19 protein-coding genes are annotated in these 26215 nt (G+C 45.7%); 11 read left to right on the forward strand and 8 right to left on the reverse strand.

Features of this window, described 5'->3' with window-relative positions; all coding sequences use genetic code 11:
* Window positions 1-419: 419 nt before the first annotated feature.
* From DXX93_RS06300 to DXX93_RS06320, 5 genes are all read left to right on the forward strand, one after another.
* Complete coding sequence (locus tag DXX93_RS06300; RefSeq protein ID WP_116007353.1) at window positions 420-1199, forward strand: PEP-CTERM sorting domain-containing protein; 780 nt, start codon at window positions 420-422, stop codon at window positions 1197-1199.
* A gap of 258 nt (window positions 1200-1457) precedes the next feature.
* Window positions 1458-2555, forward strand: a complete 1098-nt coding sequence (locus tag DXX93_RS06305) for a type 1 glutamine amidotransferase domain-containing protein (RefSeq protein ID WP_258872598.1) — start codon at window positions 1458-1460, stop codon at window positions 2553-2555.
* An 84-nt stretch (window positions 2556-2639) separates the two neighbouring features.
* Window positions 2640-3545 carry an alpha/beta hydrolase family protein gene (locus DXX93_RS06310; protein WP_258872599.1) on the forward strand — a complete coding sequence of 302 codons (906 nt, stop codon included), beginning with the start codon at window positions 2640-2642 and terminating at the stop codon, window positions 3543-3545.
* A complete protein-coding gene (locus DXX93_RS06315; protein ID WP_441351374.1) occupies window positions 3546-4247 on the forward strand; it encodes a response regulator transcription factor in 702 nt (233 codons plus the stop codon). It abuts the gene before it with no gap.
* 122 nt (window positions 4248-4369) lie between these two features.
* Window positions 4370-5716 carry a sensor histidine kinase gene (locus DXX93_RS06320; protein ID WP_181902160.1) on the forward strand — a complete coding sequence of 449 codons (1347 nt, stop codon included), beginning with the start codon at window positions 4370-4372 and terminating at the stop codon, window positions 5714-5716.
* A 143-nt stretch (window positions 5717-5859) separates the two neighbouring features.
* Here DXX93_RS06320 and DXX93_RS06325 read toward each other — a convergent pair whose 3' ends face one another.
* Together DXX93_RS06325 and DXX93_RS06330 are read right to left on the reverse strand one after the other, a co-directional pair.
* Complete coding sequence (locus tag DXX93_RS06325) at window positions 5860-7818, reverse strand: methyl-accepting chemotaxis protein (RefSeq protein WP_116007357.1); 1959 nt, start codon at window positions 7816-7818, stop codon at window positions 5860-5862.
* 158 nt (window positions 7819-7976) lie between these two features.
* Window positions 7977-9101: a hypothetical protein gene (locus tag DXX93_RS06330; protein WP_116007358.1), complete on the reverse strand. Its 1125-nt coding sequence runs from the start codon at window positions 9099-9101 to the stop codon at window positions 7977-7979.
* A 216-nt stretch (window positions 9102-9317) separates the two neighbouring features.
* On the opposite strand from DXX93_RS06330, the gene DXX93_RS06335 reads away from it, so the two are divergent.
* From DXX93_RS06335 to DXX93_RS06350, 4 genes are all read left to right on the forward strand, one after another.
* A complete protein-coding gene (locus tag DXX93_RS06335; RefSeq protein ID WP_181902161.1) occupies window positions 9318-10502 on the forward strand; it encodes an efflux RND transporter periplasmic adaptor subunit in 1185 nt (394 codons plus the stop codon).
* The gene (locus tag DXX93_RS06340) at window positions 10499-13657 is read left to right on the forward strand and encodes an efflux RND transporter permease subunit (RefSeq protein WP_116007360.1); all 3159 of its coding nucleotides are present in this window, start codon (window positions 10499-10501) and stop codon (window positions 13655-13657) included. Before DXX93_RS06335 ends, DXX93_RS06340 begins: the two co-directional genes overlap by 4 nt.
* Before the next feature lie 348 nt (window positions 13658-14005).
* Window positions 14006-14665, forward strand: coding sequence for a nitroreductase family protein (locus DXX93_RS06345; RefSeq protein WP_116009851.1), 660 nt, complete (start codon window positions 14006-14008; stop codon window positions 14663-14665).
* A 268-nt stretch (window positions 14666-14933) separates the two neighbouring features.
* Complete coding sequence (locus DXX93_RS06350) at window positions 14934-16088, forward strand: helix-turn-helix domain-containing protein (protein ID WP_116007361.1); 1155 nt, start codon at window positions 14934-14936, stop codon at window positions 16086-16088.
* A gap of 159 nt (window positions 16089-16247) precedes the next feature.
* On the opposite strand, the gene DXX93_RS06355 is transcribed toward DXX93_RS06350, so the two are convergent.
* Window positions 16248-17024, reverse strand: a complete 777-nt coding sequence (locus DXX93_RS06355; RefSeq protein WP_116007362.1) for a hypothetical protein — start codon at window positions 17022-17024, stop codon at window positions 16248-16250.
* A gap of 161 nt (window positions 17025-17185) precedes the next feature.
* Between DXX93_RS06355 and DXX93_RS06360 the strand changes: the two genes are divergently transcribed.
* A complete protein-coding gene (locus DXX93_RS06360) occupies window positions 17186-17932 on the forward strand; it encodes a hypothetical protein (RefSeq protein ID WP_116007363.1) in 747 nt (248 codons plus the stop codon).
* A 53-nt stretch (window positions 17933-17985) separates the two neighbouring features.
* On the opposite strand, the gene DXX93_RS06365 is transcribed toward DXX93_RS06360, so the two are convergent.
* On the reverse strand, window positions 17986-18963 hold the full coding sequence (locus tag DXX93_RS06365; RefSeq protein ID WP_116007364.1) for an alpha/beta fold hydrolase: 978 nt from the start codon (window positions 18961-18963) through the stop codon (window positions 17986-17988).
* A gap of 367 nt (window positions 18964-19330) precedes the next feature.
* Between DXX93_RS06365 and DXX93_RS06370 the strand changes: the two genes are divergently transcribed.
* Window positions 19331-20218 (forward strand): alpha/beta fold hydrolase, encoded by an 888-nt coding sequence (locus tag DXX93_RS06370; RefSeq protein ID WP_116007365.1) that lies wholly within the window; start codon window positions 19331-19333, stop codon window positions 20216-20218.
* An 88-nt stretch (window positions 20219-20306) separates the two neighbouring features.
* On the opposite strand, the gene DXX93_RS06375 is transcribed toward DXX93_RS06370, so the two are convergent.
* The 4 genes from DXX93_RS06375 to DXX93_RS06390 form a co-directional block, all read right to left on the reverse strand.
* On the reverse strand, window positions 20307-21689 hold the full coding sequence (locus DXX93_RS06375; RefSeq protein WP_116007366.1) for a DUF1501 domain-containing protein: 1383 nt from the start codon (window positions 21687-21689) through the stop codon (window positions 20307-20309).
* A gap of 24 nt (window positions 21690-21713) precedes the next feature.
* A complete protein-coding gene (locus tag DXX93_RS06380) occupies window positions 21714-23588 on the reverse strand; it encodes a DUF1800 domain-containing protein (RefSeq protein WP_116007367.1) in 1875 nt (624 codons plus the stop codon).
* Between the two features lie 195 nt (window positions 23589-23783).
* Window positions 23784-25205, reverse strand: coding sequence for a sensor histidine kinase (locus tag DXX93_RS06385; RefSeq protein ID WP_116007368.1), 1422 nt, complete (start codon window positions 25203-25205; stop codon window positions 23784-23786).
* A 110-nt stretch (window positions 25206-25315) separates the two neighbouring features.
* Window positions 25316-25993: a response regulator transcription factor gene (locus DXX93_RS06390; RefSeq protein ID WP_116007369.1), complete on the reverse strand. Its 678-nt coding sequence runs from the start codon at window positions 25991-25993 to the stop codon at window positions 25316-25318.
* Window positions 25994-26215 lie beyond the last annotated feature (222 nt).

The following is a 26215-nucleotide window of genomic DNA, read 5'->3' on the forward strand; positions in this document are numbered from 1 at the left end:
GTGTTGATTTTTGCGTTTGGTATTGCTTGTTGTCATTCAGTTTTGCGCAATTCTTTTGCTGTGTTCTGTGCAAACTTAGTGCGCAGTGCGCAGTGCGTTGCGTGATATTTGTACGCATTAAACCCATCTTAGGAAATTGCCCTGAAAATAGAAAGAGGGGGTTACAAAGTTGTTAATTGCAGTCGTCATAAAGTGGTCTGGTTGTCACCATAATTTACACTTTTCATTGGGGGGCGTGAGCCTTCATTCGCTAACACAATGAATACGCTGTTGATAATGTCACTGGTATCGTTATTGCTAGTTTTGCATGAGGAAACGCTCTTGCGGTTAAGGGCTATTGACACAGTAGCTAGCGTGGCTTTTTAAGCTAGTTTGATCAATCACAAAAATGAGTAGCACACTTTACGAGGACGAGATAAATGTCTGCCAACTTGAATAATCTAGTTAAAGCAGTAAGCCTTGTTGTTTTGTTATTTTCCAATACCGTATACGCTACCCCCATCAACGGTACTGGCCTGATCACTCCTGACGTCATTTTTGGCTCTGGCAATGCCAACGGCTCATGGACTGGGGTAAATGTTAACGGGGTAGAGGTCGCGCTGCGCGGTAAACTGCGATACGACGAATTTGGTAACCCACAAAATATTTTCAATTATGATGGCGACCGCACATACACGTTTGATCCCGTCTTTAGCTCGATACCCGCAGGGCGTTCGGTGTTCAACTTTGAATACGCGGTTAACGTCGACAGCACGGGGACAAGCGGCGCAGTACTTAGTGATTTTACTTACTTGTTTGAATTTGACACTGACCCCACGGTTGCCACGTCATTTTTAGGTGGTGATATCGTCAACCAAGTTTTTACCGACAATGCCATGGGCACCAATGCAACAGGTAACGGCGGCGGTACAGTGGCAGCAGATCCCGTTGAATATGCAACGCTTATTAGTAGCACTAACGTTGCACAGAATTCACAAAATCGGGGTTTTGGCTTCTCTGGCATGATCGACCCAGCAGCCAGTGGTATTTTTACCTATCAATTATCCGTGCTGCTAAACGGCACCTTATTGGCCTCGACTTCAATTGATGTAGTTGTTGAGCAGACTGCAATCCCTGCTCCTGCCATAACGCCACTATTTTTATTGGCATTATTACTGTTAGGTGTGAAATATCGCCAGCGCAATCGTCAGCGTGGCTAAACAGTTTTTGTCGATTTAAGCGTAACTTACTTTGTCATACTAACACTGCGCAGCTAGCTGAGCTGATAAGCTAGCTGCCTTTGCTACTCCAATACTTCCTTTTCTAATTTTTCCTCTAGTTTTTTCCTCGTTTGCATAGCCGAGCGCTTTTTTCTTCACATTTTCTTCACGGCCATATTGCTAGCTTAGCTACTGTTGATAACAAGCTAAAACGGAGCTACCGAGATGAAACATTCGATATTAACACTGGTGATGCCTATGACTTTGTCTTTTTCTGCAACCAGCGCCTTAGCAGCGAAACCTGTGCAAGAGCCGCAACAGATACTGATGGTACTAAGCAGTTATGGTGAAAAAGGTGCCGATGGCAAGCTGATCAAACCTGGTTACGAATTTGATGAAATGAGTAAGTCTTATCTTGTTTTTGATGCTGCGGGCGCTGAGGTGACTTTCGCCTCACCCAAAGGCGGTAAACCAATCGCCGATAAATTTGATAAGAACAAACCATATAATCAAAAGTTTCTTGAAGACACCACAGCAGTGAAGCTGCTTTCGGCCAGCGTTAAACTCTCAGATATTAACTCGCAAGCATTTGACGCCGTTTATGTCGTTGGCGGTAAAGGCCCAATGTTTGATTTAGCCACAAATAAAGACGTCAAAACCATTATTAAGCAGGTATATGAAAACAAAGGCGTTGTTGGTGCCGTTTGCCACGGCCCAGCGGCACTGTTAGATGTTAAGTTGAGTAACGGTAACTACTTAATCGCAGATAAGCGCATTTCTGCGTTTACTAACCAAGAAGAAAAAGCTTTCACCAAGAAATGGCAATTGCCTTTTATGCTGGCAGATAAATTGACCGCGCAAGGGGCAAGTTACCAGCAAGACGGCTTAATGCTCAATCAAGTCAGCGTTGATAAGCGCTTAGTGACAGGTCAAAACCCATTTTCTACCGCTGACGCTGCCAAGGCATTAGTTGCGGAACTTGGCTTACCTGTGCCAGCGCATATCGACTTTAAAGACGATCGCACCATTAAACTGGCGGAAGCGTTTTTCGCCGACCGAGCATCAGCGGCGCTGGCCTATAAAAACAATACAGAGCAATACGACACTATGTTACTCGCTATGATCGGGTTATACCAAGCCAAGCACGCCACTCGCCAAATTGAATTGGATGTCGGGCTAGCATTGATGGAATTAACGCAAGCTAAAGTCAATCATCCGATGTTAGAGACGGCAATTGCTCAAGCTTACCTCGATAAAAGTGACACCCATACCGCAATGAAACGTTTACAAACATCAAAAAACAAGTTTCCAGACAATGCGCAAATCGCCAACTTGTTGCTTGAGTTAAGCCAGTAAAGGAGTAGTCCAATGAGCAAAATTGCCCTACGAAATAAACTAAGCAAGCTAAACAGGCTAAGAGACGTTAATTGGAGAAGGCTAATGATCAGTACTCTCGGTGTTGTTGCTCTGCTCGGTGGACTTTGGTATGCCATTTGGGGATTGCACCCGTATCAAGTTGATCAGCAACAAATCGCGGTGGCTTACGCTCATCAACAGTCGGCTGGCGATAGCGTCGCCGTTACGATGAACGTTGAGCAGGAGGCAAAGAATCAATTTGCGTTTACGTATACCAGCTTTGATGGTGCGATTGTCAATGGTCGCATGGTTTACCCTGAGCATACGGAGCCGGGACAAGCACTACCTGTGATGCTTGGAGTGCATGCCATGGGGCGCAGTGAAAATCGGTGGTGGATGGATAGCTTCAAAGATCGGCCAACACTAGAGCAAACGGATAAACTCACTCAACAAGCACTGGCAAATGGCTATGCGGTTATCGCCATTGATAGCCGTAACCATGGCAAACGCAAAAACTTAGATCACAACATTATCAAGGTCATGAATGATTTGCATTGGTGGGGCAAGCGTGAACCCTATGAGCAAATGGTGATTGATACCGTAAAAGATTATCGCGTGTTACTTGATTGGCTGGAACAACAACCACAGTTTGATGCGACCAAAACCAGTGTTGCCGGTTATAGCATGGGGGGGCAAGTGTCATTGTTACTGGCGGGAGTCGATGAACGCATTGAGCGGGTACTCTCTATTGTGCCGCCTTATTTAGATGATAAGGTTGCCATTGTTGCCCCTAAAAATATACTTGGCAATTTAGCGCATCTTGATAAATTATGGCTAGTTTCTGCTAATGATGACGAACACGCCAGTGAATCAGAAAACGCAGAATTATATGCGCTTATCGGGACCAAAAATAAAAAGCACCTACGCTTTGAGGGAGGCCATGTGTTGCCAACGGGTTACTATCAGCAACTGAGCGACTGGTATCAGTAAATGTCGATGCAAAGCATGCCGTTAAAAGTGTTATTGGTTGAAGACAATATGGCGATCAGTGCCAATATAGCCGACTTTTTCGAGCAACGGTCAGTGACAATGGATTTTGCTTATGACGGTGAGCAAGGCTGTGCGCTGGCACTTAGTGAATATTTCGACTGTATTGTGCTCGACATTGCCCTGCCTAAGTTGGATGGTTTGGCCGTGTGTCAGGTGATTCGCGCTCAGGCAGAGCGCCATATCCCAATTATTATGCTGACGGCGCGCGATACTTTAGATGACAAACTAACAGGCTTTGCGCAAGGCGCCGATGATTACTTAACCAAACCATTTGCGCTTGAAGAGCTATTTGCTCGTTGCCAAGTACTTGCCGCCCGCAATCAGTTGCAGCAGCCAAAGCTGTTGCAACTTGGCGAAGGTAATCGAAGGCTGTCACTGGATTTAACCAGCAAGCAAGTCACGCGCAACGGTCAAGAAATTCATTTACAGCCGATCCCTTTTAAGATTTTACAGCTGTTAATGGATGCACACCCAAGGGCATTAACCCGCAGTGAATTATGTGACAAGCTATGGGGAGATATGCCGACATCGTCAGATGCGCTGCGCTCTCATTTTTACCAACTGAGAAAAGCCATAGACAAGCCGTTTAACGAACCTGTTGTGAAAACCATTCACGGTGTTGGGTTTACTTTAGTGGTATAAGTTTTGCGGTATGAGCTTAGCGCTTTGAATTTAGCGCTTTGAATTTAGCGCTGTTAATGGCACGTTCACGTGGTTCACACGCGTATGCCAAAAATCACTCCACTGGCCGAAAGGAAGCCGTAATGTTTACCCAAATTCGCAGCCAAATAATGGCGTATTGCATTGGTTTAGTCCTCTTTATTAGTCTGTTATTTGGGGCGCTCAGTTTTCTGTTTACGTATTACGTGGAGGACAGCTTATTTTCCCGTTTACTCGAGCAAGAAAAATTGCTCGTTGCGCAGCAAATAGACAGCGGAGAGGCAGTTAACCCTCAGCTAAACTTCGTGCGCTATTACCCCTCAATCGAACAGCTGCCATCAGCGATTAGTGAGGTATTGAAAGTAGAGCCAGAGCGCATTGAATTTACGGGCCGAAACCAGCAGCATTATCACTTAGTGACCTTGGCAAATGGTACACAAGCAAATGGTACACAAGCAAATGGTACACAAGCAAATGGTACACAAGCAAATGGTACACAAGCAAATGGTACACAAGCAAATAGGGTCCAAGCCAAGGGCTTTTTGGTCGCTGAGGTCAGCGAACTACTAATTGTGCGCAATATCAAAGGCGGAATTGCAAAAACTCAGGGCGTATTTATCGCTATTGTCATCGCCTTTACCCTATGGCTTGCCTGGTCGTTGGCAAAGCGTATTATTCGGCCGATTGAGCAATTGAACCAAGTGCTCGTTCAAGTTAAAGGGGATGAACTGCCAACCGGCTTTGCCAAACAGTTCAAACAAGATGAAATAGGCTTGTTTGCTCAGCAGTTAGAGCTAGCAATCGCGCGCGTGCGCAGTTTTATCGCGCGTGAACAGCACTTTACCCGCGATGTCTCACACGAGCTTCGCACGCCAATTGCGATTAGCCAAGGGGCAGTGACCGTGCTCAAAGACACCCCGCTTAGTGACGAGCAAACGGCGATTATTGAACGAATTGCCAAGGCACAACAACAAATGCAACTGTGTATTGAAAGCTTGCTGATGTTGGCCAGAGAAGGGGAGTTAGCACATGAAGCATCGCGCGTCTTGCCTTTGGTGGAGTCTACCGTGGTTGAGCATCACCAGCTGATTGACAATAAGCCAATTGAATTAATGATCAACATACCTAGCGACGCCACCATTCAAACCCATCCACAAGCATTTCGTATTGTTCTTAGCAATTTGATCAGTAACGCCTTTCAACACACACAACAAGGTGAAATTACTATCGATTGGCATGACTTTAAGTTACGCATTAGCGATGGCGGCGAAGGTATCAATGAAGCTTTGTTGCCCAAGGTGTTTGAGACGGGCACCAAAGGCGAGCAAAGCCAAGGCTTTGGCATTGGTTTGTCACTGGTTAAAAGACTGTGTGACCACCTTGGGATAAACATTCATATTGAATCGAGCGCACTAGGTACAGCCATTAGCCTTGGCTTTAAGCAAGGCTAATGGCTTGGCTTTAAGCAAGGCTAATGGCTTGGTTAGTGTGCAAGGTCAGTGCGCATGATTAGTACAAAAGGCTAGAGCACAACGCCAAAGCACTATTCTAGAGTAAAATGCCCGTTTTAAAATCTGTACATTAAGCTCAATGGCTAGGCCTTAAACTTTTGTACAAGGCCATTTAAATCGGCAGACAGCCTATTGAGGTTTTGTGAGTTATCACCCGCTTGTGATGAAATAACAGCAACATCGTCTGCGGCCATTTTTATTTCTACCACATTGCGACTGATATCTTCTGCCACCACTTGTTGCTCTTCCGCCGCCGCCGCTATCTGTGTATTCATGTCGCTAATGGCATCGACAGAGCTCGTAATGCTATCAAATGAGGTTTTGGCCTCTTGCGTAAAGGCAATCGTTTGTTGTGATTTACCAACACTAATGTCCATGTCAGCAGATACTTTTTGCGTCATCGCCCTGAGTTTATCCAGTTGCAGAGTAATTTCTTCGGTGGATTCATGAGTGCGCTGAGATAGTGCGCGCACTTCGTCAGCAACAACCGCGAAGCCTCTGCCTTGCTCGCCCGCGCGGGCAGCTTCAATTGCCGCGTTAAGTGCTAATAGGTTGGTTTGCTCAGCAATGCCGCGAATAACTTCTAAAATCGAGGTAATGTTTTCACTTTCACGATCTAAGTGTTGGATACTGTCAGCAGATTTTTGCGTGAGTTCACCAAGATCATGAACGCTATTTACTGCTTGCTCTATTAAATGTTGACCTGATTCGGCAGCCGTTTTGGTACTACTGGCAGAGTCAGCGGCGCTGGCACAACTGCTGGCGACTTCGTTAGCCGTCGCCGCCATTTCGTTAATTGCGGTGGCTGACTGATCTAGCGCGTGTAATTGTTGCTTGATTGAAGTATCGAGGTTTAACGATAACGCGGACGTTTGCTCGGCAGACTCGTTAACATTTTGAGCACTTTGTTTAATTTCTTGCACCAGCTGGGCAATCGAGCCAAGAAAGCCGTTAAAACTATTGGAAAGTTGGCCAGTTTCATCAGAGGTTGAAACGTCCAAGCGTCTAGTCAGGTCGCCGCCCCCTTGGGCAATTTCTTCTAGGCCATCTGTGACACGGCTTATTGGCTTGGCAATTAAACGAGCGAGATAGACCGCCAGTAAGGCAAATACGACGAGCAACACTAGGCTGATTATTGCGATAAGTAAGGCGAGATCATAGGCGGATTCGAGTACTTCTGATTTTTCCATAATACTCACGTATTTCCAGCCCATAGTCGGCGACACATAGATATTGGCGAGGTGAGTTTGGCCATCAATGATCAGTTCAACTTGCCCTTCGCTCTGCTGGCTCAAGGCTTGGTATGTGCCACCGGCAATCTCGTTTATTTTATTGAAATTGTGCTCAGGGTATTTGGCATCGACGAGCACATTGCCAGTATCCTCAATGATCATTAAATAGCCACTGCGGCCAAATTGAATTTTCTTTGCCATTTGAGTGAGTTCAGTGAGCGATACATCCATGCCCGTGACGCCGACGGTTTCTCCGTTGTTGGTGACCGTTTTTACGGTTGAAACTATGACCGCATCGTCTGGCTCCCAGTAGTAGGCGTCAGTGGTAATTGCATCGCCACTCCCTTGAATCCCGGCTTGATACCAAGGGCGTTGGCGCGGGTCGTAGTTGGCCCCAATACTGCCTTGCGGCCACTGTACGTAACCACCTTCACTATTGCCAAAGTAAATGTATGAAATGCCGGGGTGGCTCGTGGCAAACTGCTCAAAAAACGTGAATATTTCCCGTTCCTGCTCGCCGTTTTCAAGCGGTGTCATGTTCGTGCTGCTCGGGTTTTCTCGGTAGATAGCGACATCTTGAGAAGCATTTATCAATGCTGCTTTTTCCGTCAGGTAAACAACGTTCTTGGCGATTTCTTTGAAAAACAAGTCAACGGAATAGTCTATTTGTTTTACCTCTCGCACATTATTGTTGGTAAAGTCGAGATACGCTTGGTCAATAATTCTGTTGATGATAAGTGCTGAAATGATCAGCAAAGGTAAGGTGATGGTTGCAATAAATGCGGAGATTAGTTTTTGTGATATTGTCATCTATTCGCCTCTTCTTATTGTCTTTAACACTAAATCTAGTGAGCTTTGACAATTAGTCAAACGCAGCGCTTTAAATTTTGATGAAAAAGTAAAACGCGCGCTTTAAACTGGCTTAGCAAGGGGTTGTAAAAGGCCTGAAATAAGCTTTTACAACAGGGTTAAAAATAATAGCCAATATTAATGTTTAAGCGTGAACGCCAGCGGTTAGGGCCTTGTTCAATTCCCACGCCAGGGCCACCAACAAACCACATGTTCTTACCGGCAATCCAGTCAATGTAGGTATACAAACCACCTTTGGCGAGGTTACACCCAGTCACGTTTTGAATGGATTCGGTTAAACCTGCTTCGTCAGTAGGGTTAATCACGGTGGCCTCGTTGTAACAAGTAACCGTATCAACAAAATCGTTGTTGAAAGTGAAGGTTTTGGCAATATTTAGGTTGCTTAGTGTCGCTTTGGTAGCGATATCAAACGGAAATTCAAATGCTGAAAGAGCGATGCGATGATCGTCGGTGCCAAGGCTAGCTTTAGTTTCATAATCGTATTGCATAAGCTGTGCGCGTACTGTCCAACTACCATAAATGCCTTTGTAATGGGCACCAGCCGCCCAGTGATCACCCTTGTCTAAGCTGTCGCTGTTGATAAACTTGCCCGCTTGCAGTGATGCACCAAAACTGTGGTTATCAATCGTGTACTGAATACGGCCGTTAACTTGACCATCTTCACGGTTAGCTTGATCTGGGGTATTGGCAATATCAAATGAATAGCGGCCATAGCGCGCGCCATCGTCATATTCCCCATTAAAGAAATACGCCACATCGGCGTTCCAGTTGCCACCCTCATGACGCCACTTGACACCAAAATCGTAGTCGTCTTCCAGGCCAAGGTAATAGGCGCCCGTAAACCAGAAGCTATCAGAACCGTATGGTTCCATGCCAAAAGGCACTTGTGTCACACCGCCAACAATGGTGTTTTGCTCATCGAGCTTGTAGCCGATTTCGGCGTGATGCACGGTATCAAAATCTTGATACCAGCGGTACTGAGCATCTAAAAACCACTTACCTTGGGTAACATCGGCATCGATGCGGAACAATTCAAATTCAAACTTGCCGTTCGAATCATTGTCGTAGTCGCGCCAGCTATAGTTAAAGCGAGCACCGCCACCAATGTTAACTTGTGGCTCAGCATTTTGTGCGTGCAGATTTGTTGAATAAAGAGCGCCTGTTGTTGAGGTTAAAACAGAGATTGTTGAGATAAGTAGTGAACGTTTTGCTTTGTACAGCATGTGAGTGACTTTTTTTAGACTTGGTAGCTCGTATTCTAACTAAGCTATAGGGGAGTGCATACTCAAAAAGTCACATTTGTGCACAATTAATTACAATTGGTAAACACATATTGTAAAGGAAACGTAAATATTGTCGCAGGTACGTTACAAGCGCCGCTTAAATACTCTACTATTTCACAATATTAAGAATAATTATCATTTAAGGAAATGATGACCTTGAAGACAAACAACAAGACTGCTGCCAAATGGTTGTTATTTACCATTGGCATACTCGCCACCGCCATGACACACGCTGAACAGCAAGCCAGTAGTGCCAAGCCAACGACTGTGGATGTATTCAAAGCGCAGGTTCAAGCATTTCGCCAAACCTTGTCGCTCACAGGAACAATAGAAGCGCGTCAACATGCGCAATTAGCGACACTCGAGGTGGGTGTGGTTGCCAATATGTTAGTTGAAGCGGGTGACCACGTGGCCAAAGGTGAGCCATTGCTGCTACTTGATGATAAGTTAGCCGTGCTGACGCTCGCTCAGCGCGAGGCCTCACTGGCTGCGACACAAGCGGCGCTAACAGAAGCTGAGCGACTATATCAAGAAGTGGTGACACTATCGAAAAAACAATTGGTAGCAGAAACCTTAATGGCCGAGCGAGAATCAGGTGTTGCCATTGCCAATGCTGAACTCAAGCGCGTGCAGGCGCAAGTTGCCGAGCAACAAGAAGTGGTTAATCGTCATCGCTTACGCGCACCGTTTGCTGGGGTGATTAGTGAGCGCCATGTTGACCTCGGTGAGTGGATAACCCAGCAAACACCCGCATTTACGCTGGTAGAGCAAGCAAAACTCAGGTTAAAACTGGCCATTCCACAAGAATATTTCACACAGCTTGCGTTTATTCAAAGCGCTAATAATCAAGGTGCTTTTACTGAAAGTGAAGGGCAAGCAACGCTTGGCAGTAATGCTGTTCAAGTGGAAATCACCCCAGACGCCTTGCCAAGCGTTTTGCAAAATAAGCCAATTATTGCAACCTTGAGCCGTTTGGTGGGCGATGCGAGTAATACCAGTCGAACTATTACCGGCTATGTTGATTTGCCTGCCACTGACGACCTAGTGGCTGGGATGTCAGCACGGGCGGATATCTTGTTACCTGATGCATCAAACACCGCTGAAAACTTAGTTTGGTTGCCCAAAACAGCCCTCAAACAGCACCCTGATGGTGGCAGAAGCGTGTTTGTGGTCGAGCAAAACCGCGCAAAACGCTATTTAGTGCAAGTGGTTGATCAACAAGGGGAGCGGGTTGCTGTTGCTGGCGCACCTGCGAACCGCGATTTCGTTGTTACTGGGGTCGCCTTGCTAAAAGACGGCGCTTTGTTGGCCATTAATCGCGTTATTGGAGCTACCCCATGATCGCTTCTGCTGTGCACCGCGGCACACTCGTTGCCGTTATTGCGTTGATCACCACCATTTTAGGGTTGGCGGCAGCGCTGAATATTCCGGTACAAATGATCCCTGACTTGGAAGTACGTACGATTACCGTGCAAACTGGTTGGCCGGGGGCGACGCCGCAAGATGTTGAGAAAGAAATACTCATCGAGCAAGAGCGCTATTTACGCAGCTTGTCGAACTTAAAACGCATGGTGTCGTATGCGGAAATGGGGCAAGCGCGAATTGAGCTCGAATTCCCGTTTGGTGTCGACGCCAATGATGCCTTGATTCGGGTGAATAACGCCCTTAGTCAAGTGCCGGCATACCCTGAAAACGTTGATCAGCCCCGGCTGTTTTCCAGCTCGTTTTCTGGCAATGCCTTTATGTACTTTGTACTAAAGCCAGTGAAAGGTAACCCACTCAATTTAGACGTTGATTTATTGCGCGATTTTGCTGAAGACTATATTCGACCGCGTATGGAGAGCGTATCCGGTGTTTCAGAAGTCGGTGTTCGTGGTGGTGCGCAGCGGCAAATCCAAATAAAAGTCGACGCAGCACGGCTAGCACAGCGCGGCATTAGTTTACCGCAGCTGCGCACAGCAATCCGCAATCGCAACAAAGACAGTTCTGCGGGTGATATTGAAAGCGGCGCAAGCCGCTACCTATTGCGGGTTATCGGCCGTTTTGAAGAGCTGAGTCAACTGGAAAACTTGGTGATTGCTCGTCGCGACAACGCCAATATTCTGCTTAAAGATGTTGCGACAGTTACGCTCGATCACTTTGAAACGAGAAGGCTTTCGTTTAACGATGGCGAGCGCACACTGAGCTTGTCTGTCAGGCGTGAAAGCGGCTCCAATGTATTGGCGATCAAAGAAGCCATGTTGCCTGTGGTTGAAGATATCAATCGTCAACTCCTCGCCCAAAATGGCTTAGAGCTCAAGCTGACCAGCGATGACGTGCAATACGTGCAAAGCTCGCTGGGTAATGTGTGGGTGAATTTGATACTCGGTGCCTTGTTGGCAACTTTGGTGATGTACTTCTTTTTGCGCTCAGGCAAAGCAACTTTGGTTGGCGTGATGGGGATCCCAATTTGTACCATTGCGGCATTTTTTGCGTTGATGATGTTCGGGCGAACCATCAATGTTATTTCGTTGGCAGGGGTGGCGTTTGCTATCGGTATGACCGTTGATAACACCATCGTTGTACTTGAGTCGATTATTCAAGCCAAGCGCCAGGGTGTGAGCAAAGCCAAAGCGGCGATTGCTGGCGTAAGTGAGGTTTGGCCTGCGGTGTTAGCGTCAACCTCAACCACAGTGTTAGTGTTCGCGCCGATTTTGTTTGTTGAGCAAGAAGCAGGGCAGCTGTATTCAGATATTGCGATTGCCATTTCTGGTGCCATTATCGCCTCCATGCTCGTGGCAATATTCATCGTGCCAGCGGCGTTAGCGAACATCAGTAAGAAAGGCGATATCAAACAAGGGCAGCAATTTACGTTATCGAAAAAGTGGCTGGCTGTTGCGACTTGGTTTACCCAAACGCGCGCACGAGCCAGAGCGGCGGCTTTGGCGTTTGTTGTCGTGACATTAGGCGCAGGCTATTTATTAATGCCCGCTGCTGAGTACTTGCCAGAAGGCGAAGAGCCCAAAGCCTTCTCGATGATGATTGCACCACCGAATTACAACTTGTCCGAAATGGAGAAAATAGGCGCTGAGCTTAGAGTTTACTTTGATGAGTTTATTCAAGCAGACGACAGCGAATTTAACGCGGGCAATACCAATATGCCGCCGCTAGCTTATTACTCTATGTCAGTATCCGTCGGTCGTATTTGGCTGTTGAGCGCGCCGGTTGATGCGCAGCATATCAATGCCATGATGTCGGCCATTACCGACAAATTCCGCAGTTACGACAACATGCGTGCGTTCTCCGCTCGTGGCTCGATTATCTCCAGTAATGACGGCGGGACACGCGCCGTTGCGGTTGATATCTCGGGGAGTGATATTATCGAGCTGTATCGCGCGGCAGAAGCGGTTTACGAGCAAGCCAATGTCTACTTCGACAACCCGCAAATTAATTCGGAGCCAAGATCGCTGACCTTAGATCAGCCACTGATTGAAATAAAGCCGCGTTGGCATCGTCTCGCAGAGCTAAATATCAATAATAACGATTTTGGCTATTCTGTAGCGGCGATGAGTGACGGTGCTTATGTCGATGAGCTGATCCTCAACGACGATAAAATCGATATTTTTATGTTTAGCGGTGCCGGCAATCAGCAAAACTTGGAAGAGTTAGCGGTCACGCCGATTGTGACTTCGTCTGGGCAAGTACTGCCATTACATGCATTGGCCGATTTAAAAGAAAGTAAAAACAGTAACTCTGTACGCCGTGTTGATGGCAATCGTACAGTAACGGTTTATATTATTCCTCCGCGTACTGTCGCCTTAGAAACGGCCGAGCAAACCGTCCGTGAGCAGCTGCTGCCCACCTTATGGAGAGAGGGCAAAATAGCACAGGGCATTAATGTGAGTATCAGTGGTGCCGCTGATCAGCTGGAAGCGACACGAAATTCATTATCAGGAAATTTCTTAATTGCGTTAGTGTTGAGCTATTTGCTCTTGGTCGCCATTTTCACACACTGGCGCTATCCTCTGTTTATCTTGGCAACAGTGCCGCTAGGCATGGCGGGAGGGCTACTTGGGTTAGTGACGGTCAATGGTGTGAACGCACTACTGGCGAGTATTGGTTTCACGGCAAGTCACCAACCGTTTGATATGATCACCATGCTCGGCTTTTTAATTTTGCTCGGCACTGTGGTTAACAACCCGATCTTAATTGTTGATCAAACACGGCGCTTTGTACTTGAGCAAGGTATGGCGGTTAAAGAAGCTGTGCTGGCGGCAGTGAATAAGCGTTTGAAACCAATTTTGATGTCAACTGCAACCACGATTTTTGGTTTAGCACCGCTCGTATTGTTGCCGGGAGAGGGAACCGAGCTATACCGTGGCGTGGGAATAATTGTGCTCAGTGGTATTGTTGTTTCAACCTTCTTGAGCCTAACGTTTTTACCTGCGTTACTTGTTGCCGTGATCAAGGAAAAAACCACACCAGTGGCTAAGCCTGAATTAGCAACCAGTAGCTGAGTGGCAGAATGGCTTAGCCTGTAACAACAAATGTCGTGGCATTCGTGAGCTATTGCCGAGACAATACCTGAAATCACACTGAAAACGCGCCAGCATTGTCTGGCGCTTTTTGTTATTAAGCTAAGGTGATTTGTTCGCTTTTGTAACGGTAAATTGAGTGGTTTTTTATATTTTTAAACGAAAACAAAGCGTTAGGATATTATTAATTATTCCTTGATAATGTTTTTCCAAAATCTGTATTTTTCACCGAATGCGATTCAGGTATGCTGCGCGCCATTGACACATTCTAGTGGTGTTGCTGCTGGTAAATGTCAATTTAGCAGTAACCCACAAGCAGTAGAGAAAGACATGACTCATCAAATTATCAAAGATTTAAGCGATCGCTATACCGTTAAAAAATACGATGCGAGCAAGAAAATTTCAGTACAAGACATGGCGGTGATCAAAGAGTCGCTTCGCTTGTCAGCTTCTTCAATTAACTCTCAACCGTGGAAGTTTATCATTCTAGAAACGGATGAAGCGAAAAAGCGTTTTCACGACACGTTTGCCAACATGCACCAGTTCAACCAGCCGCATGCCACGGAAGCATCACACGTGATTTTGTTTGCTTACAACCCAAGTTACACTAAAGACGATTACCGTAAAGTGGTTGATGTTGAAGTATCTTCAGGTCATTTACCACAAGAGCGTTACAACGACATGTTAGATGGCGCATTTGGCTTTGCTGAGGCGAACACTGACGAGACGGGTAACAACCGCGAATGGACTAAGGCGCAAACTTACCTAGCACTGGGTAACACATTACACGTACTAGCGCGCTTAGGTATTGGCTCAACACCGATGGAAGGTGTTGACCCGGCAATGATTAGCGAGCTATTTGCCGAAGAGCTAGACGGCCATGTTTGTGAGGTTGCACTAGCTATGGGGTATCACAAAGACGGTGAAGATTATAACTTTGGTTTACCAAAGGCTCGCTTACCACAAGAAGCGACAATCGCTGTTTTATAAGTTTTTACCTCATTATCGAATAATCAAAAGCCTATTAGTGCGAAAGTACTAATAGGCTTTTTTAGTCGTGAGGCTAATGTCAATGCGACTCAAGGTGGTAAGCCCAGATTAGCAGTAAACTTGAATTACCACTCGATTTTCGATTTGTTGGGCAGTGCAGGTGCCTGCTGAGCAACAATTTATTGTCAACAAATACAATTAACTGCTTGTTGGTGCTGAATAAAGCCACCATAATAGTTATCATTTTACAGCGAGTTAGAGCTATCAAGTGGAGTCGCAAACTAACCTGGCATTAACCGAAACCGTCAACAAATTATTAGCGCAAAGCTCTGTACCTGCGGCATTGACCATTGAGCATTGCGCCAAGACATTGTCTATGAGTATGACGTCATTTCGTCGCAAACTGGCCCAAGAAGAAACTAGCTACAAACTCATTCAGCAAAAGTTCCTCAATGAGCTGTGTGTCCAAGCCTTGCTGAATAAGCAGCCGACAATAGAAGAGCTTGCAACGTCCTTGGGCTATTCTGAGCGAGCAACGTTTGAGCGTGCATTTAGGCAAAAATTTGGTATTACGCCATCGAGGTTTCGAAAGTTATCACTAAACCCCAAAGGTCGACAAGACCAATGTTTGATAGCTATTGCCAATGAATTGCCACCAATGCCTGATAGTTGTGCAAAGCTGCTCGCAGAGCGAGACCGAGGCATTTTAGATCTCAACAATACCGTTACCATTGTTGAAAAAGACCCTGTCTTTTCTGGTCGTATTATTGGCTTGGCAAGCATGGCGATATACGGAAAAACCCCCTGTGATTTACGAGAAGCGATAGCGCGTAATTTAGGGATTAACACCGTCGTTAATTTGGCGGTGTTATTTGCCTTAAAAGACGCCTTAAATATGCAGGTTAAACCTGTGATTATTGAGCGTTATTGTCAGGTCTTCGCCTTAGCGCCCAAACTACTGCAGCTTACCAAAAAACAATCTGGCTCGGCTTGGTTTAAAGATGCTGTGTTGGCTGAACAAGTGCTGGTCTTTAGCGTGCTGGGTATCTTTTTACTAGCACATAAGAGCACAGGTAACCAAGCGCTCATTATTCATGCTATGTCAGGCATTAATGAACTTTGCACCTTGAATCATCACTTTGCACAAAGTTTGCCGTTAAGTTTATTTGGTGCCTCATCCTTATTATTGTCTATTTGGCATTTGGATGCTGGCATCATCAAAAAACTCAATCAGTTGGATAAAATCTACTTAGGTAAAGGACTTGCTGATTTTGAAAGTAAGTTGCTACTGCTGTTACTAAATTGTTTATATCGCATCGCAGTGGGGCACCAAAGTATTGATGACCTTATTGAAAGCGCTGAACTGTTGGGCGTTGAAAACTTCGCGGATATCTACAGTGAGGTTACTGAACAGCCCACCTAAACAAAGGTTCAGGCGAAAAATGAAAAGTTATGCAAGATAAGTCGTTTACGCTTGAGTGGTAATAACGTAAATAACTGAGGGTGAACTTTCTCTATCTGCCAAATGTCGGGGCTGGCGTATGACAGAGAAAGTTCGGTTCTTTTAAAGCGCGTTGCTAGGTTACTCTTTTATCTTTGACTTTTGACGGCGTCTAAAACCAAAGATTGCTGCCGCGCTAAGCGCTAGGGCAATAGCTGGCGGTTCACTTACGGCAATCAGTGATACGTTGTCGACCAATCCACCCAAGGTGTTTTGTCTGCCAACAGAGGCAAAACTCAACGCCATTTCAGTGGCGCTTGCCGTGAAACTTACCGACTCAAGCTGCCAATTAGGAATGCTACTGCGGTTGCCATTAGCAACGTGTTGCGCTTGCATACTATGGTCAAAACTGACGTTAGCATCATGCCAGTAAACATTAATGCCGTTGTCATCATTGCTATGAGTTCTTGGCATGTAGTAGAACTCCAGCAAGTAGTTTTGGCCAATCACTAACGAGTCGATAATCTGTGTCATCATTGAGTTGGAGCTGCCGCTAATATGCGAGTCTAACTCAACGTGATAGTCACCATCTTGTGAGCTAGTGACGACATTTTTCTGCAATTCAATGCCGTTACCATAACTGGTTTGCCAACCGGGTAAATTGTAAAACACGTCCCAAGCGCCATTTTTATCAGCAAAATCTGCGAGGTTAGTGTTAAAAACTTGACCCTGCTCGTTTGAGTTATCAGTAAAACTCAGCTGCTCAAAGCTGCCATTGACAATTAAGCTAGCGCTGGCGGTATGACTTGCCGCCAACAATATTGAGAACAATGAAATACGTTTAAATAAAGTAACCATTTTTCCTACCTCATAAACATCCGTTTTTTGCCAGTATAAATTTTCACCAATGGTGGTCATATGGCTAAACTGTCCAATTTGTTAAAAAATGGTTAATTTTTTTCTTTGGAAAATTTACTAGCCGTTTAAACCTTTGTGATAAGAGTTGCGTCAAAGTGTTCAAGCCATCAATATTTATCTGTGCTTTCAGTTGAATTGCGTTAAAAATAAAGGAAATACACATGACATCATCCACTTATTCACGACATAACTCAGTCAATTACGTATCTAGTCGCAATGGTACTGGTCGAATTAGCACTCGCCGCCTAAACACTGTCGTTGCAACTTTACTTGTCACTATGACGAGCACCAGTGCATTGGCTGGTTGGTTTAACGATTACGAACTTGTTGAAACCAAAAACCTGACGCTTGATGCCGCCAACCTTGAACAATTTAAAATTGATGCGGGGGCTGGCAGTTTAGTGCTAGTTGGCGAGCAGGGGGATGAAATATCAGTAACCGCTCAAGTATATCAGCGCACTGCGAAGAATGATTATTGCTTGTCGCTCGATTACACCAAAGGTGAAGCGCAAGCACTGCTGGCTGCGAACAACTGTAACAGCGATACGCGCATCGACGTTACGGTGACTTTGCCCGCCAACTTGGCAACCATGATTCAAGATACGTCGGGTAGTATAAATACTAACAACACGAGCGTTATCTCAATAGCCGACGGCTCAGGTCGTATTGAGATTAACAATAATCATACGGGGCTGAAAATTGAGGATGGCTCAGGTCCGATTGATATCACACAAGTCGCTGGCGATATTGAGATTGACGATGGCTCGGGCAGTATTCATGTCACCAATGCACAGGGCGAGGTGACGGTGAGAGATGGCTCTGGGAGCATCAATGTAAACAATGCTCGCCGTTTCAACTTGATCAGTGATGGTTCGGGTAGTGTCAACCTGTCAAATGTTGATAGTTAATATTAATGGCTAATGTTTATGGAAGGCGTTGATAATTTGTGTTGGCAGTGAGGCTATTTTATCAACGACAAATTTGCTGCTTTATTTTGCTGTTTCTCACGGCGTTGGTCGGCTTTTGCTTGTGCTTTTATTTGCGCTTTTTCGTGGGATTTGTTGACGTGTTTACTGATCCATTTCGTCAGTTTAGGCATTAAAGGCACAGGAAAGTCGTGGCCCATACCGTAAACGACTTTTAGTTTGGCTTTGCGAATGCGCTTGGCAGTGTCTATGCCAGCGTGAAGTGGGATGACAGGATCTGCACTGCCGTGAATAACCAAAGTTGGGACGTTAATCTTTTGCGCGAGTTTACGGCGATCACCACTTGCCGTGATCGCCGCTAATTGACGCTTAAAACCTGAGGGATTATAGCCTCGTTCGATATTTCTTGTGGCAAGCTTGTGTAATTCTTGCTCGGCGACAGGGTATTGAGGGCTGCCAATTAATCGACTCATTTTCATATGATATTGAATAGCAGCCTCTTTAGCATTGGATTTAGGGCGCTTAGCGAGCTTTAACATTACCGTGATATTGCTGCCCGAAATTTTCGGGCTAGAGCTTGAAGACATAATAGAGGTCAAGCTCAGCACACGTTTTTTGTGCTGTGCTGCCAATATCTGGCCTATCATACCGCCCATCGATGCACCCACTAAATGCGCTTTTTTGATTTTTAGCGCAGCCATTAAGGCCAACACGTCATCAGCCATATCTTCTAGCAGGTAAGGAACTTTAATTCGCCGAGGAAAACGCGTACTAAGCCAGCTTTTTACTAGGCTGGGATTGCCAAATTCATCGAGTTGGCTGGATTGGCCGACATCGCGATTATCAAAGCGAATCACTCTGAAACCTTCTTCGACTAAGCCAAAGTAGAGTTCATCGGGCCATACGGTCAGTTGAGCACCCAAGCCCATGATCAAAATGATCGTCGGTGCTGATTTGTGACCGCGGTCTTGGTAACTGAGTTTAATGCCGTTGCGAACGTTAACTGACTGCATTACTGAAATATTGCCAATCGATAAATAAATCTGCTCTGTAAGCCATAATTTGAAAGTTAATGGCCTGATAACACTTGAAATAGTTCATTTAATTGATACTAACTAGCGCGGCTCAACAGCTAGTTTTCCTATTTGCTCATCATTGTGCATCTTTATTGTGAAATTGCGATGACAATTAGGTACACTGTTTTGTGATGAAATACTGAACGCGGATTTGCGGTCATTAGCTAGAGCAAATTGACGCTACTTATATCGAATTACCGCTATATGGCGGAAGTAAGATTCGTGCGACAAGAAAGATGCACTCACTTGTTCAGTGCAAAATTGAGTAAAACTGAGATAGAGTAACACTGCGAAGGGAAGCGACATGGAACTATTATCGGCTTGGCAAGCGTCAGGTGAATTGGTTAAGTTAAACGGCCATCAAATATTTGTTCGTCAGGGGGGATTGGCAAGTGGGCCAGCGCTCGTGCTTATACACGGCTACCCCAGTGCCAGCTGGGACTGGCAGCCAATGTGGGAATCACTTGCGCAGCATTTTAAGCTTATCACTTTGGATATGTTAGGCTTTGGCTTTTCAGATAAACCCGTTGGCATCGATTATTTAATTCGCGAACAAGCGAGCCTATTCACCACCTTATTAAATCAACTTGCTGTTGAACAATACCATATTTTGGCACACGATTACGGTGATACTGTGGCGCAAGAGCTGTTGGCTAGGCAGGCGGAGCCGATTGCCGACCCTAACATTCTCAGTTGCTGTTTGTTAAACGGTGGCTTATTTCCTGAGACACATCGTCCTGTCCTTCTGCAAAAGCTCTTATTGTCACCGCTTGGTAACTTGATCACCTTGCTCACCACTAAATCAGCGTTACAGCGCAATTTTAATAAAATTTTTGGTAAAGACACACCACCCTCAAAGGAAGTCATTGACGGCCTCTGGGAGCTGTTGACACACAATAATGGCCTGAGAATCATGCCCAAACTCATTCACTATATTGTACAACGCAAACAAAACAGAGAGCGTTGGGTGGGGGCGCTCGTTGAGGCAAAAATTCCCGTTAAGCTGATTTGCGGCATGGTAGATCCTATTTCTGGCGCTCATATGCTCGCTCGATTTGAGGAGCTAATCGCTAACGCCGATGTTACGGCGTTAGACAATATTGGTCACTACCCACAACTGGAAGCACCAAGCAGCGTAGTTGATGCCTTCTTGGACTTTCATCAAATAGAACATCAAGCAAACATCAATTAAAAGCACAAACCGAACAATCAGCATAGCTTGGCGGTTTTAGGTCAGCATCTTTTGTTGGTGCCTTGGTTTCTGTGTTTAGTTTCTATGCCTACGTCTGAAATAGAGTCGGTCTTTCATTAAAGTTTGCCAAATTGGGAAATACTGAAGCTAATTCTGCTTCACCTAAGCCGAGCCAAGCGCCAAAGTTTGCCGCGTATTGCTCGACTGAAGTTGTGGGAATTAGTCGACCACTGCCAGCATCTAACGCGTGGTTAAATGTTGCTGGTGGAATATCGCCATAAATATGACCGCCATTTACTGCGCCACCAACAACAAAATGATGCGCTCCCCAGCCATGATCTGTGCCATCGCCATTAACGGCTAGGGTGCGACCAAAATCGGAGGCTGTGAATAAGGTTACTTTGTCTGCTAAATCCATCGCCACCATGTTTTGATAGAAACCAACAATTGCCTCATCGAGCATTTTTTGGAGCCCTGGTAAACTTTGCGCTTGCTCTGAATGGGTATCAAAACCACCTAAAGCGACCATAAAAATTTGGCGCTTACTTTGTAATTGGCTCCGCGCATTAATAGTTTTGGCGACTGCGCCAAGTTGGTTGCCCAAGCGTGAACGGGGCATTTGAATATTCCCGCCACTATTGGCACTTAATGCTTGGTTATAAAGCGCATTGGCGGCATAAGCCTGATTATTTTTAGTCGCTAGGTCGCGCTTAATGAGTGCGCCTTTATTGCTGTCTTGCGCACTAAAGTGCGAGAGTAGTTGAGCTTGTAAGGCACCATCACTTTCGTCGAGTATATCTAGGCTGACTGCACTACCACCTTGCACGTGAAACGGGGTGGTTTGAGCACCTGTCAGTAATAATTCTGCTTCGGAAGTTGTGATAGCTGAAAAAGTACTGACCGATTGTTGCCCTGATTGAATCAGCGTATCGTTCAACTGACCAGCCCAGCCGAGTTGTGCACCTTCGGTAGTGCCAGACATCCAAGTTGATTGCTGGTCATTATGTGAAAACAAACGCGCTGGCAATTTCGCCGTCTCATTATTGATACTGTCGGCTGATGTCGTTTCTAACAAAGGGCCGACGTTGCCCATCACTGCCATACTGCCTTGTTGATAGAGTTGCTGCAGGCCTTTCATCTCAGGTGGTAGGGCAAAACGGCGCTCACCAAAGCGACTCGCCGAGCTCACTAGAGGAAGCAAATTTTCTCGCGTTCGCGGCGTTTGGTAGCTACTAAGCAAGGACGAGCGAATTTGTGCCCATTGGCGATAGCTGTCGTTGTCGTATGGAATAATAGTGTCGTGATTATCCATTCCACCATAGAGGAACACACATACCAAGGCTTTGTAATCTTCATTGGTGTTCGCATTTACCTCTTGGCTATGTAACAGCGCAGCTAAGCTTGCCATTGAGCCCGTCATAGCGGCTGTCGCGGAAAGTGAGCTAGCTTTTAAAAAATTACGTCTATTCATTATTTAAATCCTTATGGCATCACTTTACTGTTGATATAAGTAGTCGGTAGAGGTCATCACCATTAAAATGGCAATGTGGACTATATCAATGGCCTCGTAATCGCTGTTGGCCATGGTTTGCATTGTGGTTAAAATACGTTCTTGGGTGAGCGGCGACAAGCTGCCAGCGGTGAGTAAATTATTGAGGTGAGTTAGCAACGCGGCTGGATCATCCACGAGTGCCAATTCATTGCGATAACTCACTTGGAAACTGTTGCGCACTTCGTCTTCACTAACGGTAATACCTAGCTCTGCTATTTCTTCTCTAAGCTCATCCATATCAGCCTCTTGCTGCTGGCCCGTGATAAAATAAGTCATAAAGTTGATGTAACCGGGAATAGAGCTGGCATTGGTAATTTGCAGTTCAGGAGCAACTAACCCTTGGCCTGCTGATTCACTGCCTGGTGCCTTATATCCTGGTCTAAAAAAATTAAATACTGAAGGCGAGCGGTAAGGATGCTGTGCAAGTGCATTGGCAGCGCTGGTATCCCACAACAATGATTGAAACTGAGGGGTAATGTTGGTCACTTCAAACGCCCTTGCCCAATGGGTGAAGCGTACAATAGGCTCTCTTACTTTACCGCCAGTCATAGTTTCTATCGAGCGTGCCTCAGGGCTAAATAATATAGCTGCTAATGTCGCTTGTAAGTCACCACGCTCGCCAGTGCCGATGTTCGTGCCATCTGGTAGCAGATAGCGACCAGTTTTGAAGGCATCAGCAACATATTGCACGTAAGTAGCCGATGGGTTTGAGCTAACCAAGCGTTGAATTAATTGTTTGCTGACAAAGGGCGGAAGGTTGGGGTGCGCAAAAATATGATCGAGTGCGAGATCAATTGAAGTGGTTAAGTCGGTGTTGGCCGCAATAGTATAACCTAAGAAAGACTTCTCTTTAGTTGAGTGACTGTCGGCATAGCCCTGCATCGGGACACTAAACGCTTGACCTAGTGATTCTTCAACCAGTTCACTGTTGAGGTTTAAACCGGTAAACACTCTGGCTAAGCCAGTAATGTCTTGATTGTTATAGGTTTCAATGGATTGCCCGTTGTCGTCTAGTTTAACCGTGCCGTCTGGTGCGAGCTCGACAACGCCAAGGGTGAAGAGTTGAATAAGCTCGCGCGCATAGTTCTCGTCAGGCATGCGGCCTGTCGCCTCATCTCCCTTTTCACTACCTAAATAGGTTAAGTAATATCCCATGGCGGGGGAGTAGGTAACCGCTTCGAGCAACTCGCGATAGTTACCGAAAGCATGTTGAATAAGAATGTCCTGATAACTCGCAACGGCTTCTGGCACATCGGTAAGCACTTCTCCGCCGCCATTAGAAACCACGAGAATTTCTGACAGCGCAAAGGCCATGCGTTGGCGCAGTTGATCAGCTGCGGTGATGCTATGGCGCCAAAAACCAAAACTGGTCGCTTCAATATAAAATAAGTTAAAACCGTCTTCTTCCTCATCTGGTCGATAGCGGTCGACAACGGGTAGCAAGAGTGAAGGCGGTAAGGCGATTTGCTCGATAAACCATGTGGAAGCGCTAGTGTTTACAAGCTCGTTGATTTCACTGGGTTTTCCACCAAAAGTTGCTTGTCCAAGAAAGCGCGTAGTGCTATTGATGTTGGCAAACGCATTATCTGCTGCGGTAAAACTAGCGCTACCCCCTTGGGGAGGGAGTATAACACCTGAGTCACTCCCTGAATCGGTTTCAGCATTGCTATCAGGCTCTGCGGGTGAGGGTTCAACAGGCATTACCGTGTTTTCACTCTCGCCGCCAGCTGAGCCGCCACAGCCAAATAGCGTCAGAGTTAAAACTATTGTGAATACTGATATGCAGCGTTGTGTTGTCGTGGATACTGCCTTTCCCATCTTACTACTCCGTTTGTTCTCGGGTTACTTGATGTCTCTCAATCAGTGTAGAAGTTTTTGATGGAAAGTTGTTATACAAAGACCGCCGCCAAACCATACAAATATGTATGGTTTGAATTGCCTTTACCTGCGCCTAGTAACTACTGCATCAAGCAAATATGGCGCTTAATGCTTAAATGTATATGCGCAGTGCGGTTAATGTGAGGTTGGAATAACAATGTTAAAGACAGCGCCTGTAACACCGTCCTTTTGGGGTAAAATGGTAATGGGCGCATCGTGTAAATTAACGATGGCTTTGACTATGCTGAGTCCCAAACCATTGCCCGGCTTATTGCGACTAATGTCGCCGCGATAAAAACGGGTGAATACGCGTTTTTGGTCATCGTCGTCAATACCAGGGCCAGAATCTCCTACTTGCAGTAACACGCCAGAGGTGTGATTTTGCAATCGTACCCAAACTTTGGCGCTTTCTTCACTGTATTCCAACGCATTTTCCAGCAGATTGTTGAGCATTTGGTTCAGCAGATCTCTATCGCCAGAGCAATACACATTGTCGACAACGGAAATCGTTAATGTACGGCCAGCATCAGTAAATAGCGGCTCATAGTTTTCTGCCATTTCGCGAATAATTTCTGATAAATTTAAGCGGGTAAACGATGCTTTTCGCTGACCCGATTCGATCTCACTCAAGCGCACAATACTCGTAAAAGTGGCAATAACAAGGTTGACCTGCTCAATACATTGCTCAAGGTGAGCAGCCGTCATACTGGGGTCGTCGATATCCTGTTGCATTAACTGCAACCTATTAGCAACACGTGATAGCGGCGTTTTTAAATCATGAGCAATGCCCACCGACATGGTTTCAATATCTTGGTGTATTGATGACATTTTTGCGATGAGCTGATTTATACTCAGGCGAATGCTATCGAGTGGCTGTAGTGTATTCGCGTTGGGGGTTGTGTGAACTGGGATAGGGCTTAACTTTGCTGCTGCCGCCAATGCGGAAAGTTCGCCTTGCAATTGCTTCACACTGCGGACTTGTTGTTTCGCAATAACCACACCCAAAGCCATAAATAGCGCAGGCATAGCGAGCCAAACCCATAATATTAGCTTGGTGGCTTCGTGCCACGCTTCTTCGTCTATCCAGGAAGTGACACGCGTTAGGGCAACTTGAAATTGTTCACCGACAGCAAAGTGGTGAGTGAGCAGGGTAATAGTTTCATCATCGAGCTCAAATGCATGTTGTTGCCAAGCTAAGTTAAAATCACTTTCAAGCCTTGCGCCTGCGACAAGGCGCTCATGTTGGTTGAGCACGGTGAATACTAACTCATTTTCGGCAACGTGATGCTCAATTTCTTCTGCTGTCCACGGGTGAAGGCGCTCTAAACCAAACTCTTCACGCACCCCCATGGCACCATCTTCGTGAAAAATAGCCAGAATTTCTTGTTTGAAATCCTGTATTTCTATTTTGAGCATTTCATGCTCGTGAATGATAAACCACCAAGCGCGAACGACGAGTAACGCTGACAAGAAAACAGTAGCGGCTAAACCAAATAACAGTGCAGTGGTAAAGCTTTTATTGCGCCATAAACGATCGGGTCTAGAGGGTATTGTCATTGCTGTTTTATCCAAGCTTTTTATTGTTAAACACTTTATTTGTAAAAGCCTTACTTTGGGACATGTTGTTATTAGGCTTTTTGTTACTAGAAACTACCAACTTCTGCTGTTTAGCGATCGTCATTGATTATATAGCCACTACCGCGCACGGTTTTGATCAAATCGTATGCAAAAGGTTTGTCTAACTTACCGCGTAAACGGCTAACATGGGTTTGCACTAAGCTGGTTTTTGGGTCAAAGCTGAACCCCCAGACTTTTTCTAACAACATGGTTTTGGTGATCAACTGATTGGGGTACAGTAACAAGTATTCCAATATTTGATATTCGCGTGGCAGTAACGTAATCAATTGTCCATTTCGACTGACTTTACGGCTGGTGCGATCAAGGGTTAAATCGCCAAGTGTGAGTTGATGGTTAACAGGCTGCAATGGTTGGCGCCGCGACAGTGCTTTTAATCGTGCGTAAAGCTCACTAAATGCGAACGGTTTTACTAAGTAATCGTCAGCGCCTGCGTCTAAACCTGCGACGCGCTCTGCGGTCTCAGCTAACGCTGTGAGTACAATTATCGGAGCTAATATTTTAGCTTGGCGCAGCACGCGAATGGCATCAATACCGTCCATGTCTGGCAGTAAGCGATCAAAAATAATGACATCAACTTGAGATGTGGTAGCCGATATAATCCCAGCCTTCCCTGTGGTTTCATGATGCGCAGATTCACCTGCTTGGCGAAGTCCACGCAAGATAAAACCAGCGGTATCTTTGTCATCTTCAACCAGTAATACTTTCATTAATCACGCATTTTGCTGTTTATACTAACTTCCATACTATCGTAATTGCCTCGTTGGCATTAATACATTTTTGTATGGATAAAATGCGTGACTAACAATGGCTAGGTTTAAACATGGCTATTTATGTATCGAGATAGCAAAAAATGCTTGGCTTGTGATTGTATCTCAATGTTGTGTGTTGAGGTTTGTAGGTGGGATAGTGTGGTGGTTACCAATTTTATG

Origin of the sequence: Thalassotalea euphylliae (genome assembly GCF_003390335.1) — a bacterium.
GTDB classification, from domain to species: Bacteria; Pseudomonadota; Gammaproteobacteria; order Enterobacterales; family Alteromonadaceae; genus Thalassotalea_F; species Thalassotalea_F euphylliae_B.